This window comes from Silicimonas algicola (assembly GCF_003970735.1).
GTDB lineage: Bacteria > Pseudomonadota > Alphaproteobacteria > Rhodobacterales > Rhodobacteraceae > Silicimonas > Silicimonas algicola.
Genome location: NZ_CP034588.1, coordinates 2517176 through 2536148, shown reverse-complemented (window position 1 = coordinate 2536148; position 18973 = coordinate 2517176). Strand labels below are relative to the sequence as shown.

The window sequence follows — 18973 nt, the reverse complement described above, 5'->3', positions numbered from 1 at the left end:
CAGGGCGTCCGGACCTCAAGCTTCGCTTCACCTTTGCCGTGATACGGAAAACGAGACGGGCGGGGCGCTTGCGCCAAGTGCCGGACATCTGCGCGCCCATTGTTTCAGTCTGAGGGAAGATGTGTCCGGCAACAGGCGTCGTGGGCCATTTGCCGCCGATTGTGGCGGTGCTATGTCGTCTCTGTGTCCGGAGGGCAGGGTGAGTCACGCCATGCCTTGGCGGATAAGTATCAGTGCAGGGATAGTGATGAGAAAACTCACACACCTTTTTACCGCTGCGGCCTTCTATGCCGTGGCGGCGACTGCGGCGTGCGCAGCCACATTCGATCTGACCGATGCCGCTCGCTATTCGATGAACTCGTTCACGATGGCGGGCGACGACGGTCTGACGATGACGGTCAGCGGCGGCGACTATGATGGCGCCGCAAGAAGCGTCAGTGCGCACAAGGACTTCGGCCTGTCAGTGGGCGACGTCTATATCGACACGAATGAATTCGCGCTGTTCGAATTCAGTCGCAAGGTCAACCTCACCAGCTTCATGGCGGGATTCGTCGACAGTACCGACGGCTACCGTGTCTACGCCCTGGTGGGCGGGCTTTACGAGATGATCGCCTCCGGCGACTTCGGCGTGTCGAACCTTCTCGGCAAGAACACGGATCGAGCAACCGTGACTTTGGGCGACACCGTCGCCTCGACGGCCTTCGCCATCGGCGTGGCCAACTGGTGGGACGAGTTCAAGGTTCGCAGCGTCAGCGTCGACCCGGTATCGGAAGTTCCGCTTCCGGCTGGCGGCGTGCTGCTTCTGTCCGCTCTCGGCCTCGTCGCGGTCAAACGCCGCAAGGCCTGACCCGACACTCAACCGGGATCGCGCCCGCCTCGTTGGGCGCGATCCGCCAGCCGCCTCGGGTGGCCCCGGTTTTTCCACATCATGCAGGGTCTGAACCGCACGGCTTAAGCCGCGACGGTCTCACGCTTTTTCGGCCCGGGGTGATTTTCCCGGAACGCCCCTGTCACGAAAATGCCATGCGGATGTCCAAAAGGCCGTTGACGAATCCCGCCCCGATGCTTCAAGTTGTGCAGGCCGGTCGGGATAGCCACAACATATAGTGGGCTCCGGTAGGGGAAGTAGAAGCCTCCTGAAAACGCTCCGTCAAGGGGACGTGCCGTTCGGATCGCAGGATCCGGGGGTCGGGACTTTTCTGTCTCTCGGAGACCCGGCCGGTGCGAAGGGGCAGGTCCGAAAAACGGGCCAAAAGATAGGACCGGGCATGAAGATCGAAAGACGCTTTACCGAGGCAGGCAAGGACGCTTACGCGGCCATCGAGTTCACGACGACCGCGTCGGAGATCCGCAATCCCGACGGAACCATCGTCTTCAGGCTGGACGATGTCGTCGTGCCGTCGCGCTGGACCCAGGTGGCGTCGGACGTCATCGCTCAGAAGTATTTCCGCAAGGCCGGCGTGCCCGCGCGTCTGAAGAAGGTGCGGGAAAAAGACGTGCCGTCCTTCCTGTGGCGGTCCGTGCCCGACGAGAAGGCCCTGGCCGAGCTGCCCGAGGACGAGCGTTTCGGCGGCGAGACGAAGGCCACGGAGGTCTTCGACCGCCTGGCCGGCGCCTGGGCCTATTGGGGCTGGAAGGGCGGCTATTTCACCGACGAAGAGGACGCTCAGGCCTACTTCGACGAGATGCGCTTCATGCTGGCGACGCAGAAGGCCGCGCCGAATTCGCCGCAGTGGTTCAACACCGGGCTGCATTGGGCCTACGGCATCGACGGTCCCAGCCAGGGGCATTATTACGTCGACTACCGCACGGGCGAGCTGACCAAGTCGGCCTCGGCCTATGAGCATCCGCAGCCGCATGCCTGCTTCATCCAGTCCTGCGCCGACGACCTCGTGAACGAGGGCGGGATCATGGACCTGTGGGTCCGCGAGGCGCGGCTCTTCAAGTACGGCTCGGGCACGGGCACCAATTTCTCGCACCTTCGGGGCGAGGGCGAGAAGCTTTCGGGCGGGGGAAAATCCTCGGGCCTGATGGGCTTCTTGAAGATCGGCGATCGCGCGGCCGGCGCGATCAAATCGGGCGGGACAACCCGTCGGGCAGCGAAGATGGTGATCGTGGACGCCGATCACCCCGACATCGAGGCCTTCATCAACTGGAAGGTTCTCGAGGAGCAGAAGGTCGCGTCGATCGTCGCCGGCTCGAAGATGCACGAGCGTGAGCTCAATGGCATCTTCGCGGCGATCCGCGCCTGGGACGGCAGCGTCGAGGACGCCTACGACCCGGCGAAGAACGACGCGCTGAAGGCCGCGGTCAAGTCCGCGAAGAAATGCGCGATCCCCGAAACCTACATCAAGCGGGTCCTGGATTATGCGCGGCAGGGGTATTCCTCGATCGAATTCCCGACCTACGACACGGACTGGGATTCCGAGGCCTACAGCAGCGTCTCTGGCCAGAACTCCAACAACTCGATCCGCGTCACCGACGCCTTCCTGAAGGCGGTCGACGCCGACGAGAAATGGAAGCTGACCAACCGCAAGGACGGCAGCGTGTCCAAGGAAATCGACGCCCGCGACCTGTGGGAGCAGGTGGGCCACGCGGCCTGGGCCTGCGCCGATCCGGGCATCCAGTACCACGATACCGTCAACGCCTGGCACACCTGCCCGGAAGACGGCGCGATCCGGGGCTCGAACCCCTGTTCGGAATACATGTTCCTCGACGACACGGCCTGCAACCTGGCCTCGATGAACCTGCTGACCTTCTGGAAGGACGGCGTGTTCCAGGCCGAGGACTACATGCACGCCACGCGCCTGTGGACGGTCACGCTGGAGATCAGCGTGATGATGGCGCAGTTCCCCTCGAAGGAGATCGCGCAGCTGTCCTACGAGTTCAGGACGCTCGGCCTCGGCTATGCCAACATCGGCGGGCTGCTGATGAACATGGGCCTCGGTTACGACTCGGACGAGGGGCGTGCGATGGCGGGCGCGCTGACCGCGATCATGACCGGCGTGTCCTATGCCACCTCGGCCGAGATGGCGGGCGAGCTTGGCGCCTTCGGCGGCTATGAGCGCAACGCCGAGCACATGCTGCGCGTCATCCGCAACCACCGCCGCGCCGCCTATGGCGAGACGGCGGGCTATGAGGCGATGAACGTCAATCCCGTTCCGCTCGACGACGCGAACTGCCCGGACCAGAAGCTTGTGAAGCTTGCCCGGGCCGCCTGGGACGAAGCGCTGAAACTGGGCAAGAAGCACGGCTATCGCAACGCGCAGGCAACCGTCATCGCGCCGACGGGCACCATCGGTCTCGTGATGGACTGCGACACCACCGGGATCGAGCCCGACTTCGCCCTGGTGAAGTTCAAGAAGCTCGCCGGAGGCGGCTACTTCAAGATCATCAACCGTTCGGTGCCCGCGGCGCTCGAGACGCTCGGCTACGGGTCGGCGCAGATCGAGGAGATCGTGAGCTATGCCGTGGGTCACGGCACGCTCGGCAACGCGCCCGGCATCAACCACACCGCGCTGATCGGCCACGGCTTCGGCCAGAAGGAGATCGAGAAGATCGAGACGGCTCTGCCCTCGGCCTTCGACATCCGCTTCGTCTTCAATCAATGGACGCTTGGCGAGGATTTCTGCACCCGCACGCTCGGCATCCCTGTGGCGAAGCTGAACGATCCGTCCTTCGACCTGCTGCGGCACCTGGGCTTCTCGCGCCGCGACATCGAGGCTGCGAACGACCACGTCTGCGGGACGATGACGCTGGAGGGCGCGCCCTTCCTGAAGCAGGAGCACTACGTCGTGTTCGACTGCGCCAATCCCTGCGGCAAGAAGGGCAAGCGCTTCCTGTCGGTCCAGAGCCACATCACGATGATGGCGGCGGCGCAGAGCTTCATCTCGGGCGCCATCTCGAAGACGATCAACATGGCGAACGACGCCACCATCGAGGACTGCAAGGCGGCCTACGAGCTTTCGCACCGCCTCGGCGTCAAGGCGAACGCGCTGTACCGCGACGGCTCGAAGCTGTCGCAGCCCTTGGCCTCGGCGCTGGTCGAAGGGGACGACGAGGCCGAAGAGGTGCTGGCGTCCGGCAATCCCGCCGAGAAGGCGCAGGTGCTGGCCGAGAAGATCATCGAGAAGGTCATCGTCCAGGAAATCGCCCGCGGCCGCGACAAGCTGCCCGAGCGGCGCCGGGGCTATACCCAGAAGGCCATCGTGGGCGGCCACAAGGTCTATCTCCGGACCGGCGAATACAAGGACGGCACGCTCGGCGAGATCTTCATCGACATGCACAAGGAAGGCGCCGGCTTCCGGGCGATGATGAACAACTTCGCCATCGCGATATCGGTGGGCCTGCAATACGGGGTGCCGCTGGAGGAGTTCGTCGACGCCTTCACCTTCACCCGGTTCGAGCCGGCCGGCATGGTCCAGGGCAACGAGGCGATCAAGAACGCGACCTCGATCCTCGACTACATCTTCCGCGAGCTGGCGGTGTCCTACCTCGACCGGACCGACCTTGCCCACGTCAAGCCCGAGGGCCAGACCTTCGATGAGATGGGCCGGGGCGAGGACGAGGGGAAGCGCAACTTCTCCGAGGTGCCGGGATCGGCCGGGTCGGATGCGGTCGAAGTGCTGAGGAAGGTGGCCTCGGCCGGCTTCACCCGCCGCCGCGTCCCGCAGGAACTGGTGCTGGTCCAGGGCGGCATGGGCGCCACGGCCTTCGCCGGAACCGCAGATCCCTCGGCAGCGCTTCAGGCTCTGGCGCCGGACCTGGCGCCGATGACGTCCTCCGAGACGGCGGTCGGCAGCGGCACGGTCAAGATGGACCTGCGGCAGAAGGCGAGGATGCAGGGTTACGAGGGCGATCCCTGCGGCGACTGCGGCAACTACACGCTGGTGCGCAACGGCACCTGCATGAAGTGCAACACCTGTGGCGGAACGAGCGGGTGTAGCTGAGGAATCGGGTGGGGCGCCTGGCGCCCTGCTCTACGAAAGGTTCGCTTCGCGAACTTTCGGTCACGGGGCGGGTGCGCTCGCCCTTGAACGCGGGTCAGGCCGCAGGCAGAAACCGGGCGGTATAAACACAGAGCCTGACAAGCGAAACTGACAGGGGGCCCTCGTGGCCCCCTTTTTCTGTGCGATTCGGACGTTCCGGAACTCTTTCGGGGCGGACTTCGTTGGCAGGGCGAACTCTGAAGGGGGAACACTATGTCCAGCTACGCCCGTTTCTTCGCCATGATCGGCACGTCGATGGTGGCCATGTACGCGATGACCTATCTCAACGTCTGGTCCCTCGATCACGTCACGTTCAGCGAAAGCCGCATCTACATGGTGGGGTACATGGGCGCCGTGATGGCGGTCGTCATGCTGTCCTTTATGTGGGGCATGTACGAGGGGCAGGGGACGAAGATTGGCATCCTGGCCGCGGCGGCCCTGCTTTTCGCGGTGTCGCTCTGGCTCATGCGCAGTCAGTCGACGGTCGAGGACGTGTCATGGATGAAGGCGATGATCCCGCACCACTCCATCGCCATCCTGACCAGCGAACGCGCCACGATCACCGACCCGAGGGTGCGTGACCTGGCGGACAGCATCATCGAGGCGCAGCGCCGCGAGATCGGCGAGATGAAGGCGCTGATCGCCGACCTGGAGGGCTCGGGCGGTCAGTAGAGTCCCTTGATCCAGCGCGGGGTGAAGGGGCCGAAGGGATTCCAGTCCTCGAAGAACAGCCTCTCCGTCTCCATCAGGCGGTCCCAATGGAACACGCCGCACCTTCGGCGGGCGGCCAGCCCGTCGCGCAGGCGCGGACCCGCGCGTTCGAGGATGGACGGGAGGAGGAGGGCGTGGTGCTGCTCGTTCGAGCGCATCATCGCGGTGTAACCGAAGAAGAGCTGATTGTCGGCGTCGTGGCCGTGGGTGAAGTACGACAGGTACATCGCGGGGCGCACGGTCGTGGTGAGGAACAGGAACGCGGTGCCGACAGTGTTCTGGAAGGCAAGCGACCGTGCGCGGCGCTGCCGCCAGGTGAGGCGCTGGTTCTTGCCTCCGAAGTGGACGGAGTCGATGGCCGTCCTCGCCAGGGCCGATCCGTCGGGCAGGCTGCTGAGGAGGATCAGGCTTGCCGAGACCATGTCGGGGACCGTGAACGTCGGCCGCAGAAGGCGGTAGAACCCGTCCGGCATGACTCCGTGATCGAAGGCGCGCATGCGCGACAGGAAGGCCGGGAAGCCGAGCGCCGGATCGGGGCCGGGGTCGTCTTCCTCCCGCAGCGTTTCGATCGGTTCGAGGAGGATGCGGGCATCGACCCCGAAGTGCTTGCAGATGCGATGCAGGACGTCCGGCCGGGGGTGCGCTTCGCCGGAAAGGTAACGCAGGAATTGCGTTCGGTTCACGCCGATGTCGCGGCAGACCTGCGAGACTGACGTCGTTCCTTCTATCAGAACCCTGAGGTTCTTGCCGAAGCGGTCCCGCAACTGCTGCGGTGTGGGCGCTCTCATGGTCGCACCACCAGCCCCCCACCATTGTCGCTAAATAGCGACAGACAAAGAGAAAATTGCATTCAACCCAGAGTTAGCCCTGGTGGGTCGAAAAGCAAGTGGGGATCGGGGAAGGTGCGGGCGTCAGAGACCCGATTTGCCCCGCGACAGCGCCGCGATTCCCGTGCGCGCCATCTCGTCCAGACCGAGGGGACGCATGAGGTCGGCGAAGGCGTCGATCTTCTCGGAGGTGCCGGTGACCTCGAAGACGAAGCTTTCCAGCGTCGAGTCGACCACGTTGGCGCGGAAGATGTCCGCGAGGCGCAGCGCCTCGACCCGGCGCTCGCCCTTGCCGGAGACCTTGAAGAGCGCCAGCTCGCGCTCGACCGCCGGACCTTCGGTCGTGAGGTCGTGGACCTCGTGGACCGGGACGATGCGGCCAAGCTGGGCCTTGATCTGCTCGATCACCGAGGGCGTGCCGGTGGTGACGACGGTGATGCGCGACCGGTGCCCCTCGTGATCGACCTCGGCTACGGTCAGGCTCTCGATGTTGTACCCCCGGCCGGAGAAGAGGCCGATGACGCGCGCCAGCACGCCCGCCTCGTTCGCCACGATCACCGCGAGGGTGTGACGTTCGACCGTCTGCACATTGGGGTCGCGCAGGTCGTAGGCGGAATGGCTGGAGGAGCCTTTCTTGATCTTCAAGGCGGACATCTGTGCTTCCTAGTCCTGAGTGCCGGCCTGCCAGAGCGGAACGGTCGAGATCGACATCTTGGCCGATCCTTCCGTCAACTCGCGGGCGTGAGCGAGGTAGATGAGGGTCTGGTTCGCCTCGTCGTAGATCCGCTTGATGCGGATCGACTTGAGAACAAGGCTGCGGGACTGGCGGAACACCTCTTCGCCCTCTTTCGAGCGGTCGATGTCGCCGATGGTGATGGGGCCGGTCTGACGGCAGGCGATCGAGGCGTTCGAGGGATCCTCGAACCAGTTCCCCTGCGACAGCCGGTCGATGAGGCTGCGCTCGAAGTACGCGACGTGGCAGGTGACGCCGGGCACCTGCGGATCGTTGATCGCCTCGACGATGATGTCGTTGCCGACCCAGTCGACGCCGACCTTGCCGACCTCTTCTGCCCATGCCGCAAAGGGGGCGACAAGAAGCGTGGCGAGGGCAAGGACGCGACGCAAGGCGTGGGTGCCGAAGGACTTTCGCATCACACCAGCACCGCCCCGCCTTCCTTGATCGCGTTCCTGGTGTCCGCGTTCTCGCCGAGGATCATCTCGTTGTGCGGCTTGCCGGAGGGGATCATGGGGAAGCAGTTCTCGTGCTTCTCGACCAGGCAGTCGACGATCACGGGGCCGTCGTAGGCCAGCATCTCGCGGATGCCCTCGTCGAGGTCGGCGGGGTCGTCGATGCGGATGCCCTTCGCGCCGAAGGCTTCTGCGAGCTTGACGAAATCGGGCAGGGCCTCGGACCACGAGTGGGAATACCGCTCGCCGTGCAGCAGCTCCTGCCACTGGCGGACCATGCCGAGGCGTTCGTTGTTCAGGATGAACTGCTTCACGGGCAGGCGGTACTGGATCGCGGTGCCCATCTCCTGCATGTTCATCAGCCACGATGCCTCGCCCGCGACGTTGATGACGAGCGCGTCGGGATGCGCCATCTGCACGCCGATGGACGCCGGGAAGCCATAGCCCATGGTTCCCAGGCCGCCGCTGGTCATCCAGCGGTTCGGCTCGTCGAAGTCCATGTACTGCGCGGCCCACATCTGGTGCTGTCCGACCTCGGTGCAGATGTAGCGGTCGGGGTGATCCTTCGTCAGCGCCTCGAGGCGCTGCACCGCGTGCTGCGGCTTGATGGTCTTGCCCTCTTGCCGGAACTTCAGGCAGTCGATGGCCTTCCACTCGGCGATCTGCTTCCACCAGTCCTTCAGCGCCTTGCCATTCACGCGCGAGCCGCGCTCCTTCCAGACCGCCAGCACATCCTCGAGGACCGAGGCCACGTCACCGATGATCGGCATCTCGACATGGATGACCTTGTTGATCGAGGACGGGTCGATGTCGATGTGCGCCTTGACCGAGTTGGGGCTGAAATCCTGGATGCGGCCGGTGATGCGGTCGTCGAAGCGGGCGCCGACGTTTATCATCAGGTCGCAGTCGTGCATCGCGAGGTTGGCCTCGTAGAGCCCGTGCATCCCCAGCATCCCGAGCCAGCCCTTGCCGCTGGCGGGATAGGCGCCGAGGCCCATCAGCGTCGAGGTGATCGGGAAGCCCGTCGTGTCGACCAGCTCGCGCAGAAGGCGCGAGGCCTTGGGGCCGGAGTTGATGACGCCGCCGCCGGTATAGAAGACGGGACGCTTCGCGCCCTCGATGGCCTCGACCAGCGCGCGGACCATGTCCGCGTCGCCCTTGGTGCGGGGCGCATAGTGCGAGGTCTTCGTGTCCTTGGGTGAGACATAGGTGCCGGTCGCGAACTGGACGTCCTTAGGAATGTCGACCAGCACCGGACCGGGACGGCCCGACACGGCGACGTGGAACGCCTCGTGCAGCACGGGCGCCAGGCGGTCGGTCTCCTTCACCAGCCAGTTGTGCTTGGTGCAGGGCCGGGTGATGCCGACGGTGTCGGCCTCCTGGAAGCCGTCGGTGCCGATCATGAAGGTCGGAACCTGGCCTGTCAGCACGACGATCGGGATCGAGTCGAGTAGCGCGTCGGTCAGGCCGGTCACGGCATTGGTGGCTCCGGGCCCCGAGGTCACGAGGACGACGCCCGGCTTGCCGGTCGAGCGGGCATAGCCTTCAGCGGCGTGAACCGCGCCCTGTTCGTGCCGCACGAGGACGTGGCGAATCCGGTTCTGCTGGAAAATCTCGTCGTAGATCGGAAGAACCGCGCCGCCGGGATAGCCGAACACCACCTCGACGCCCTGGTCCTTCAGGGCCTCCACGACCATTCTCGCTCCGGTCATCTGCTTCTTGCTCATCGCGCCCAAGTCCTTGTCCTGCGCATAAAAAAGCCCCCGGGAGTGATCCGAGGGCGCATGGGAACCGTTATGGCGTCCGTTACCGGCCCATGCACCACCGTCCTACAAGTACGACTACGATCCGTTCCACGAAGGTCTCCTATCGGTCCCGGGACACTATGCAGGAGGGTGGGGAGCGTCAACCGCCAAATTTCCATTTCTTGCGTGGCGGCGGCACCTCGCGCAACTTTTATCAGAAGGTGCCGGTGCCCTGCAGGACGCCGTGCTCGAGCGCGTAGCGCGTCAGACCGGCTGTGGAACTGATCCCCAGCTTGCGGCGGATGTTCTTCCGATGCGTCTCGACCGTGTGGACGCTGATGTCGAGGCTGTCGGCGACCTCGCGGTTCGAGCGGCCCTGCGCGAGCTGGAGAAGGATCGTCTGCTCGCGCGAGGTCAGCGGTTCGCGCCCGTCCGCGATCTTCTTCGGCGAGAGCTGCGACTTGGCGCCGGTGCAGAGATAGGTCTCGCCCCGCATCACGGCGTCGATAGCGATCTTGATCTCGTCCGTGGGCACGTCCTTCAGGACATAGCCCTTCGCGCCGTGCGCGAGCGCCGTCGAGATGTATTCGGCGCTGTCGTGCATCGACAGGATCAGGATGCGCATGTCGGGACAGCGCTCGAGGATCAGTTCGGTTGCGGCAAGCCCGGTGAGGCCGGGCATGTTGAGGTCCATCAGCACCACGTCGGGTCTCATCCTTTCGGCCGCCTCGACCGCCGCGCGCCCGTCCGGCGCGGTGCCGACGACTTCGAGGTCGTCGTAGGTGTCGAGGATGGCTTCGATCCCCTCGGCCACCATCGGATGGTCGTCGGCGATGAGGACGCGGACAGGTGCGGTCATGCGCTTTCCTTGGTTTCGGTGTCTGGTCTGAGAAGGTGGGTCAGGGGCACCTCGGCCTCGATCACGGTGCCGGTGGACGAGGCGAGGATGCGGAAGGTGCCGCCAAGCTGCTCGACGCGCTCCTGCATGTTGCGCAGGCCGAGACCGCCCGACACCTGGTCTGGACGGAAGCCGTGGCCGTCGTCCTGGATGCGCAGCGTGGCGCCCTTGCGGTGGCCGTAGACGCGGATCTTCACTTCGGAGGCGACTGCGTGCCGCTCGATGTTGGTCAGCGCCTCCTGTGCGACGCGGAAGAGTGCGATCTTGGCGTCGTCATCCAGCCGGTTGCGGAACACCACCGTCTCGAGTTCGGAGGCGATGCCGGTCCGCTCGGTGAACTCGTCGGTCAGGGTCTTGAGGGCCGGCCCCAGGCCCAGGTCGTCGAGCGTGCCTGGACGCAAGTCGCGGCTGATGCGGCGCACCTCCTGGATCGCGGTCGTCAGCCCGTCGAGGCCCTTCCGCAGGCTTTCCGCCGCACGTCCGTCGCCCGAGCGGAACCGCCTCTCGGCCAGATCGAGCGCGTAGCGCACCGACACGAGCATCTGGCTGATCCCGTCATGAAGCTCGCGCGCGACGCGGCCGCGTTCCTCCTCCTGGGTGTCGATGATGCGCTGCGTGAGGCGCTTGAGCGCGGCGTCGGCGAGGGAACGCTCCCGTATGTTGACGAAGAGACCCGAAGCGAAGACCGCGACGAGCGCCCCGGCGGCGATGGCGCCGATCCACAGGAAGTTGCGACGGACCCGCGCCTCGACGCCGGCACGCGCCGAAGCGACCGTCTCGCGGACGTCGTCGATGAAGATGCCGGTGCCAAGCGCCCATCTCCAGTCCTGAAAGCCGACGACATAGGAGATCATCTCGGCCTGCCGGCCGGTCGTGGGCTTGGGCCAGTCGTGGGTCTGGTAGCCGCCGCCCGAGCGGGCGAGTTCGATGAAGCGCTGCACGATCTTCGTGCCGTCCGTGCCCTCGAGATCCAGCCAGTTGCGGTTGATGAGATGCGTCTGGCGGGGTGCGACGAGGTTGGTGCCGTCGTAATCGAAGACGAAGAAGTATCCGTCCTGCCCGTAGATCATCGCCGCCAGCGACTGCATCACCTCGACCTTCGCCTCTTCGTCGAGAGGCGAGGCGTTGCCGTAGACGGCGCCAATGGCGGTTCGGGCGATCGAGATGTAATTTTTCAGCTCCGCCTTCTTGGCCGCGATCAACTCGCGCTCCAGCGCCGCGATCTCGCGTTCGGCGAGCGTGCGCGACTGGAGCGCCACGAACGCGGCCATCGCCGCGACGGCAAGAACGAGGGGAACGGCGGCCAGAAGCAGGAACTTCCGCCGATAGCGCCGCGACAGGCGCTGGTCGAGTGTTTCGATGCCGCGTCTCGTCATTCGTCCCTGCCGGTTTCATTGCAGGTCGCCGCCTGCCGGGCAAGGCTCGCCGCATCCGCATGCGGCGCTAACAGGGCGAAAAACGCCCCGCATTCCCTTGCGTCTACTCAATAACGGGTATTCCCCTGACACATGGCTCCCTCTAGTGTCGCGCCACTTGCAACGATCCGCTTGTGAAAGCGGGCCATGCGTATTTGGGAGGATAACCACATGGATCGTCGTTCATTCCTTAAGAACACCGCCATCGGCGGCTCGGCGGCCGCCGCCACCTCGCTGGCGGCCCCGGCCTATGCCCAGGGCAACCGCACGCTGACGCTCGTCACCACCTGGGGCCGCGGCCTTGCCGGCGTGCACGACAGCGCGCAGCGCGTCGCCGACAACATCACGGCGCTCACGGACGGCCAGGTCACCGTCGACCTCAAGGCCGCGGGCGAACTCGTCGGCGCCTTCGAGGTCTTCGACGCGGTGACCTCCGGCCAGGCCGACATGTACCACGGCGCCGACTACTACTTCGTCGGCCAGCATCCGGGCTATGCCTTCTTCACCGCCGTGCCCATGGGCATGACGGCGCAGGAGCTGGTCAACTGGTACTACATGGACGGCGGCATGGAGCTTCACGACGAGCTCGGCCAGATCTTCGGCCTGAAGTCCTTCCTCGCCGGCAACACCGGCGCGCAGTCGGGCGGCTGGTTCAAGTCCGAGATCAACAGCCCCGAGGATTTCCAGGGCCTCAAGTTCCGGATGCCCGGCCTCGGCGGCCAGGCCCTCGGCAAGCTGGGCGCGAGCGTCCAGAACCTGCCCGGCGCCGAAGTGTACCAGGCGCTTGCCTCGGGCGCCATCGACGGGACCGAGTGGATCGGACCCTGGGCGGACGAGAAGGCCGGTTTCCAGGAAATCACCAAGATCTACTACACCTCGGGCTTCCACGAGCCGGGTGCCGGCCTGTCGCTGGCCACCAACCGCGAGGTCTTTGAAAGCCTGACGCCGACGCAACAGAAGATCATCGAGATCGCCTCGGCCGAGTGCCACCAGTGGAACCTCGCACAGTTCCTGTCCGAGAACGCCGCGGCGCTCCAGCGTCTTCAGTCGGCCGGCGTGACGGTCCGCGAATTCCCGGATGCGGTCTGGGATGCCTTCGGCCGTGCAAGCCAGGAAGTCCACGACGAGAACATGGGCGACGAGCTCTACAAGAAGATCTACGACAGCGCGATGGCCTCGATGCGGTCCTCGTCCGAATGGATCGCCAAGTCGACCGGCGCCTACCTTGCGCAGCGCGACCGCGTCCTGGGCTGAGACTGACCTCAACGACGAAAGGGGCCCAGCCGGGCCCCTTTCCAAGACAGACGGACCATTCGGGAGGGGACAGTGGTCGAAGGTCTTTCGTGGTTCTTCACGAACATCGCCCTGGCGTTCTATAACTTCTTCTACGCCATCACCCATCCGAACCTGTGGCTGGACATGGGCGACCCCGAAGCCGTGAGCCGGGTGATCTATTACGGCGGTTCGGTCGAGTTCTTCTTCATCGTCTTCGTGGCCTTCCTTGTCCTGACGGGGCTGGGGCTGTGGAAGAACGGCATCATGTGGGGCGCTGTCCGCATCCTCGAGGGGTTCGGCAACGCCGTGGGCCGCGTTGCGGCCTGGGCCGGCCTCATCATGGTGATTCAGCAGATCATCATCATCTTCGTCCAGCGGGTCTTCGCCAGCGCCCAGATCACGCTCGGTTTCGGCACGCCGCTGACCAAGGATGTCTCGTGGTGGTCCGAGGAACTGAAGCTCTGGAACGCGCTCGTCGTGTGCCTATGCGTGTCCTACACCTTCATCCAAGGTGGTCACGTCCGGGTCGACCTGATCTATTCCGGCGTCTCGTACCGCACCAAGCGCGTCCTCGACATGCTGGGCTCGCTGTTCTTCATGATCCCGACGGCAGTCCTGACGTGGATGTACGCCTGGTACTTCCTGTGGCGTCACCTCGTCGTCCCCAAGCCCTCGGCCAGCCAGACGCTGGAACAGACGATGATGAAGGCGCGCGCCCTGCGGTGGAACGTCGAGACCATCGGCTTCAGCCCGAACGGCTTCAACGGCTATTTCCTGTTCAAGGTCCTGCTGCTGGCCTTCTGCGCGATGGTGTTCATCCAGGCCATCGCCTTCTTCTACCGCTCGTTCCTCGAGTGGAAGGAAGGGCCGGAGAGCGAAGGCAAGTATCTCGACCGCGATGCCCTTGGCGATCCCAATGCCGAGCTCGTGCACGCCATCGATGAACATCACTGAGGACTGACAGATGCTTCTTGGACTCGACGGCGTAGAGATCGGTCTTCTGATCGTCTTCCTATGTCTCTTCGGCGGCATCCTGTCGGGCTTCCCCGTGGCCTTCGCCATCGGCGGCGCGGCGGTGATCTCGTTCGCGATCATCGCCGGGCTCGACGGCGCGGGTCTGCTGATCCACCAGGCCATCGACACGTCGAGCGCCGACTACTCCGCTCTGGTTCGAGAAGGGATACGACCCGACGCCATATCGGTGTTCTCCTATCCCGACCTGCCGCGCCTGGGCGTGCCCGTCTTCCCGCAGGGCTGGGAATTGGCGATGGACCGCAACGTGTCGTTCATCGTGAACCGGATGAACGAGCGCGTGCTCGCCGGCGCGTCGATCGAGACGCTGCTGGCCGTGCTGATGTTCGTGATGATGGGCATCACGCTCGAACGCTCGAAGATCGCCAACGACCTGCTTCTGACGATGGCGCGGGTCTTCGGACCGCTTCCGGGAGGACTTGCGGTGTCTATCGTCGTGGTGGGCGCGTTCCTCGCCGCCTCGACGGGGATCGTCGGCGCCACCGTCGTGACCATGGGCCTGCTCGCCCTGCCGACGATGCTGCGCAACAACTACTCGCCCGAGCTTGCGACCGGCGTCATCGCCGCCTCCGGCACGCTGGGCCAGATCATTCCGCCCTCCATCGTCATCGTGCTTCTGGGCACCCTCGCCGGCGACCTCTACGCCGCCGCGCAGGAGGAGCGCGCCTCGCTCGTCGGCTGCTCGGATGCGCTGACCTACCTGGGCGAGCCTGCGGTCGTGTCGGTCGGCACGCTGTTCCAGGCAGCGCTGCTGCCGGGGATCCTTCTGGCGGTGCTCTATGGCCTTTACGCCTTCGGCTTCGCTCTTCTGAACCCGTCCAAGGCGCCGGCCGTTCAATTCGGCGAATCGACCTCCGAGATCGTGACCCGGAACGAGGCGCTGACCTGGTATCTCGGTGCGCCCATCCTCCTGATCGGCGGGCTGATCGTCGCGATGTCCTTCGGGGTCGTCGGCAACCAGAGCACGCGTGTCGACAGCTTCTCGGAGGCGGGCCAGACCGCCTCACTGCGCACCAAGGTTTCGCTCCAGTGCCAGGAGGCGATGATCGAGCTTCATGGCCAGGCGGCCTGGGATCGGGCGCTTGAGCAGCAGGCCGAGATCGATGCCGCGGGCGGCGTTGAACAGGCCGTGCAGCTGACCGAGGAAGAGCGCGCACAGCGCACGATGCAGAAGATCCTCGACGCCGCGCCGATCGGCACCGGCGTCGCCGTCGGCTTCCTGATCCTGTCGCTCGTCCTGACGACCGCCCTCGGCGTGTCGCCCAGTTCGGACCCGAGGCCGTTGTGGATCGGCCTGGGCGGGGTGGTGCTGGCGCTTCTGGTCGATGCCTTCCTCATCATGCCGACCACGACGCCGGGGATGACCTTCGTCTATCTCCTGATCCCGCTTGCCATCGTCATCTGGGCCTGCCGCATCGCGGTCGAGCGTCTGGGCCGGAACGAGCTTCTGCGCGTCGTCTTCCCGCCGCTGGTGCTGATCGTGGCTGTCCTGGGATCCATCCTGGGCGGCATCACCAACCCGACCCCTGCGGCGGCCTTGGGTGCCGGCGGCGCGATCTTGCTGGCGGCTTACAGGAAGCGGAAGGACCAGAACCGCAGCGGCCGGGTCATCATCATGTCGAGCTTCGCGCTGGTCATCATGCTGCTGATCGGGTTCAACTTCGACCTCCGCGTCGGGTCGAACACCACGACCGAGAACTGGATCGCCTTCTTCGTTGCCCAGGCGACGTATCTCTTCGCGCTCTTCGGGCTGTTCTACGCCTGCTGGGTCCTGCTCGCGTCGGGTGTCCTGGGGCCTATCGTCCGCGAGACGGCAAAGGTCACGAGCATGGTGTTCACCATCCTCATCGGGTCGCAGCTTCTCAACCTCGTGGTGATCTCCTTCGGCGGCGAACATTACATCCAGGACTTCCTCAAGAGCTTCGACGACGAGTTCACTGTCTTCCTGATCGTGATGCTGGTGCTGTTCTTCCTGGGCTTCGTGCTCGACTTTCTCGAGATCATCTACATCGTCATCCCGATCGTCGGTCCCGTCATCTATGGCGGCACCTTCGACCCGAAGTGGGTGACGATCATGATCGCGGTGAACCTTCAGACGTCGTTCCTTACGCCGCCCTTCGGCTTCGCGCTGTTCTACCTGCGCGGCGTCGCCCCGCCCGAGGTCACGACGCGGCATATCTATCGCGGCATCATTCCCTTCGTGCTGATCCAGATCCTGGGGCTGGCCCTTCTGTGGTTCTTCCCGGAGGTCGTGACGATCGTTCCCGACCTGATGCCAAACAACTGACGCCACGCAGCGTCCCGCCACGGCGGGACGTCTTATTTCGACGGTGGGGATGGGTCAGCGCGTGGGTCGCGTATCGGGCAGGCTGATGCGCGCGACCTGCTCTGCGATGGGATCGGTCGACAGCGGGTGCGTGTCGGCGGAATAGCTGTCGGGGTCGCCGAGGTTCTGCCAGGCGCCGCGAGAATAGACCTCGAGCGCCGAGAAGTTGGCCTTGTAGCCCATCTTCGCCGATCCCGGCACCCAGTAGCCGAGATAGACGTAAGGCAGCCCCGCCTCGCGCGCGATCTCCACGTGATCGAGGATCACATAGGTGCCCAGGCCCCGGTCCGCGACATCGGGATCGTAGAAGCTGTAGACCATCGACAGCCCGTCATCGAGAACGTCGGTGAGACACACGGCGCGCAGGCGTTTCTGGCGGTCGACGCGGTCCGAATATTCGACGACGCGCGAGCGGATCGGGGTCTCTTCGATCATCGCGGCGAACTCGAAGATGTCCATGTCGGCCATGCCGCCGTCGGCGTGGCGGGCGTCGAGGTAGGCGCGGAACAGCGCGTACTGATCCTCGGTCGCCCAGGGAGAGGTCGCGTCGCGGCGCAGACCGTCGTTCCGCTTCTGGTTCCGGCGCTGGCTGCGCGAGGGCTCGAAATCCGCGACCCGGATGCGTGCCGACAGGCAGGCCGAGCATTCCGCGCAGGAGGGACGGTAGAGCACGTTCTGCGAGCGGCGGAATCCCTGCTTCGACAGCGCGTTGTTCAGTTGCTCGGCATAGTCGCCCTGAAGGGCGGTGAACAGCTTCCGCTCCATCCTGCCGTCGAGATACGGGCAGGGCTGGGGCGCCGTGACATAGAATTGCGGCGCGAGTGGAAGGGTGTGGCGCATGGTAACCTAAGGCGGCGGGACTGGCTTTCGGACTCAAAGACTAGCGCCCCGATCCCGAAGCGCCAATCCCCCATTATGGCTGTAGTCAGGCGTGACGGTTGATGGCCGCAGTCCCAAGGACCATGTCCGTCAGCCCCTGCTTGCGCGCGGTCGTCAGGATCAGCACGATCGAGATGAGCTGAAGCGGGAAGGTGATGACCGAAACGGTATAGCCCGCGACATGAAGGAACGCGGTCAGCCCGTCCAGCCGCTCGCCGTCCGCCGCGCGCAGCTCGATCGCCATCAGCCTCATGCCGAGCGTCGCAGAGCCGCCCGAGATGGTCATCCAGCGGTAAAGAAAGCCGACAACCAGGAACAGCGGGAGGAAGAGCGGAGCGAGGAACAGCGTGAAGACCGAGATCGCGGCCGTCACAACGGCGATCAGGCCCACGTCGACGACCCAGGCCATCAGGCGCTTGACGGGAACGTCGTCGTAGAACTCGGGATGTGTGTCTGGATCGGGAAGGCCGGTCCGGATGTCGTGTGTCATGTCCATCGGTGTCTCCTGTCCCCTTTAGATAGGAAGTGTCGGCGGCCCCTTGGAGGGGACGGTTGGCAGGGGCCGCCGCCGAAAGTGCGGAAGCCCCTCCGGTGTCAGGCGTCGAGAGCGTCGCCCTCGACGTCCGTTTTCTGCTTGCGGGCGCGGTCTTCCATGAACTGGTCGAACTCGGCCTTGTCCTTGGAGTCGCGGAGCCTCTGGAGGAAGGCTTCGAAGGCATCCTGCTCGTCCTGGAGGCGCTTCAGCGTATCGGCCTTGTAGGAGTCGAACGCGGTGTTGCCGGAGGACCGGAACGCGGTGTGTCCGAAGCGGCCCTGGCGGGCGGTGGAGCAGTTACCTTTGAACATCTGTTTTCCCCAGATCATGTAGGCGAGAAGAGCGAGCCCGATCGGCCAGAAGACGACAAAGCCGACCACCGTCGCGGCGATCCATGCGGCCTTGCCGCGTGCGTCGAGCCATCCTTCTGCGCGCCTGATGGGGTTGCCCCCGCGGCGGGCAGGCATGGCGTTGAGTGTCGCGGTGGTCATCTTCGGGTCCTTTCTCCGAATGGTGCGGGTCTATGTGAATTGCTTTCACATCCCGAATATCGGAAGGGGGCGACCTGCCTTCAAGAGGGTATGTGAACGATTTTTACATTTTTTGCAGACAAGCGCCGAAACGCGTCTCGCCCCGCCTGCGATCAGGTGAAATCGGCCTCGTGACCGCCCGTGGCGTTCAGCAAAAGCGCCGGAGCGACGGGAAAGATGTGCCGGGGCGTCCCGGCGGCGGCATAGACGACGTCGAAATCCAGAAGCCTCGGGTCGAAGAAGATGCGGCTTGGCGTCAGGTGACCGACCGGGGCGACGCCGCCGATGGCGAAGCCCGTCCGGTCGCGCACGAAGGCCGCGTCGGCACGCCCGAGGGGTTCACCCGCGACCGCACCGGCCTTCCCGGCATCGACCTGGTTTCCGCCCGCCGTGATGAAAAGGACGACGCCGTCGCTGGCCTCGCCGCGGAAGATGATCGACTTGGCGATCTGGTCGACGGCGCAACCCGCCTCGCGCGCGGCGTCCTGCGCCGTGCGGGTTTCGCCCGGCATTTCCATGACATCGGTCTCGATCCCCAGGGCGGCGAGGGCGGAGGTCACGCGGGCGAGGCTTTTGCTCATGGGCGCGACTTTGACCCGCCACCGACGCGTTCTGCAAGCTCTT

The 18973-nt window shown here is 65.0% G+C and carries 16 protein-coding genes; 6 read left to right on the top strand and 10 right to left on the bottom strand.

Annotated features, from left to right (window positions below; genetic code table 11):
- The first annotated feature begins 247 nt into the window (after positions 1 to 247).
- The 3 genes from EF888_RS12550 to EF888_RS12540 all read left to right on the top strand — a co-directional run bounded on the left by EF888_RS12550 (position 248) and on the right by EF888_RS12540 (position 5660).
- Positions 248 to 847: a VPLPA-CTERM sorting domain-containing protein gene (locus tag EF888_RS12550; RefSeq protein WP_109758268.1), complete on the top strand. Its 600-nt coding sequence runs from the start codon at positions 248 to 250 to the stop codon at positions 845 to 847.
- A gap of 421 nt (positions 848 to 1268) precedes the next feature.
- Entirely contained in the window at positions 1269 to 4949 is a 3681-nt protein-coding gene (locus tag EF888_RS12545) for a vitamin B12-dependent ribonucleotide reductase (RefSeq protein ID WP_109758269.1), read from the top strand.
- A 252-nt stretch (positions 4950 to 5201) separates the two neighbouring features.
- Positions 5202 to 5660 (top strand): DUF305 domain-containing protein, encoded by a 459-nt coding sequence (locus EF888_RS12540; RefSeq protein ID WP_109758270.1) that lies wholly within the window; start codon positions 5202 to 5204, stop codon positions 5658 to 5660.
- Here EF888_RS12540 and EF888_RS12535 read toward each other — a convergent pair.
- The 6 genes from EF888_RS12535 to EF888_RS12510 all read right to left on the bottom strand — a co-directional run bounded on the left by EF888_RS12535 (position 5654) and on the right by EF888_RS12510 (position 11733).
- Positions 5654 to 6487, bottom strand: coding sequence for a helix-turn-helix domain-containing protein (locus EF888_RS12535; protein ID WP_109758271.1), 834 nt, complete (start codon positions 6485 to 6487; stop codon positions 5654 to 5656). The two genes, EF888_RS12540 and EF888_RS12535, sit on opposite strands and share 7 nt — an antisense overlap.
- Positions 6488 to 6610: 123 nt before the next feature.
- Positions 6611 to 7180, bottom strand: coding sequence for an acetolactate synthase small subunit (ilvN, locus tag EF888_RS12530; RefSeq protein WP_109758272.1), 570 nt, complete (start codon positions 7178 to 7180; stop codon positions 6611 to 6613).
- Between the two features lie 9 nt (positions 7181 to 7189).
- The gene (locus tag EF888_RS12525) at positions 7190 to 7678 is read right to left on the bottom strand and encodes a CreA family protein (protein WP_420902627.1); all 489 of its coding nucleotides are present in this window, start codon (positions 7676 to 7678) and stop codon (positions 7190 to 7192) included.
- The gene (locus EF888_RS12520) at positions 7678 to 9441 is read right to left on the bottom strand and encodes an acetolactate synthase 3 large subunit (protein WP_109758273.1); all 1764 of its coding nucleotides are present in this window, start codon (positions 9439 to 9441) and stop codon (positions 7678 to 7680) included. The genes EF888_RS12525 and EF888_RS12520 overlap by 1 nt, the downstream gene beginning before the upstream one ends.
- Positions 9442 to 9673: 232 nt before the next feature.
- On the bottom strand, positions 9674 to 10318 hold the full coding sequence (locus EF888_RS12515) for a response regulator transcription factor (RefSeq protein WP_109758274.1): 645 nt from the start codon (positions 10316 to 10318) through the stop codon (positions 9674 to 9676).
- The gene (locus tag EF888_RS12510; RefSeq protein WP_109758275.1) at positions 10315 to 11733 is read right to left on the bottom strand and encodes a cache domain-containing protein; all 1419 of its coding nucleotides are present in this window, start codon (positions 11731 to 11733) and stop codon (positions 10315 to 10317) included. The genes EF888_RS12515 and EF888_RS12510 overlap by 4 nt, the downstream gene beginning before the upstream one ends.
- 210 nt (positions 11734 to 11943) lie before the next feature.
- On the opposite strand from EF888_RS12510, the gene EF888_RS12505 reads away from it, so the two are divergent.
- From EF888_RS12505 to EF888_RS12495, 3 genes are all read left to right on the top strand, one after another.
- On the top strand, positions 11944 to 13026 hold the full coding sequence (locus tag EF888_RS12505; RefSeq protein ID WP_109758276.1) for a TRAP transporter substrate-binding protein: 1083 nt from the start codon (positions 11944 to 11946) through the stop codon (positions 13024 to 13026).
- Between the two features lie 72 nt (positions 13027 to 13098).
- Positions 13099 to 14001 carry a TRAP transporter small permease subunit gene (locus EF888_RS12500; protein ID WP_109758277.1) on the top strand — a complete coding sequence of 301 codons (903 nt, stop codon included), beginning with the start codon at positions 13099 to 13101 and terminating at the stop codon, positions 13999 to 14001.
- Positions 14002 to 14011: 10 nt separating this feature from the next.
- Entirely contained in the window at positions 14012 to 16366 is a 2355-nt protein-coding gene (locus EF888_RS12495) for a TRAP transporter large permease (RefSeq protein ID WP_109758278.1), read from the top strand.
- Between the two features lie 54 nt (positions 16367 to 16420).
- On the opposite strand, the gene EF888_RS12490 is transcribed toward EF888_RS12495, so the two are convergent.
- From EF888_RS12490 to EF888_RS12475, 4 genes are all read right to left on the bottom strand, one after another.
- The gene (locus EF888_RS12490; RefSeq protein ID WP_109758279.1) at positions 16421 to 17245 is read right to left on the bottom strand and encodes an arginyltransferase; all 825 of its coding nucleotides are present in this window, start codon (positions 17243 to 17245) and stop codon (positions 16421 to 16423) included.
- 85 nt (positions 17246 to 17330) lie between these two features.
- Positions 17331 to 17774, bottom strand: coding sequence for an RDD family protein (locus EF888_RS12485; RefSeq protein ID WP_109758535.1), 444 nt, complete (start codon positions 17772 to 17774; stop codon positions 17331 to 17333).
- Positions 17775 to 17878: 104 nt separating this feature from the next.
- A complete protein-coding gene (locus EF888_RS12480) occupies positions 17879 to 18310 on the bottom strand; it encodes a DUF2852 domain-containing protein (RefSeq protein WP_109758280.1) in 432 nt (143 codons plus the stop codon).
- Between the two features lie 152 nt (positions 18311 to 18462).
- A complete protein-coding gene (locus tag EF888_RS12475) occupies positions 18463 to 18930 on the bottom strand; it encodes a YbaK/EbsC family protein (protein ID WP_109758281.1) in 468 nt (155 codons plus the stop codon).
- Between the last annotated feature and the right edge of the window lie 43 nt (positions 18931 to 18973).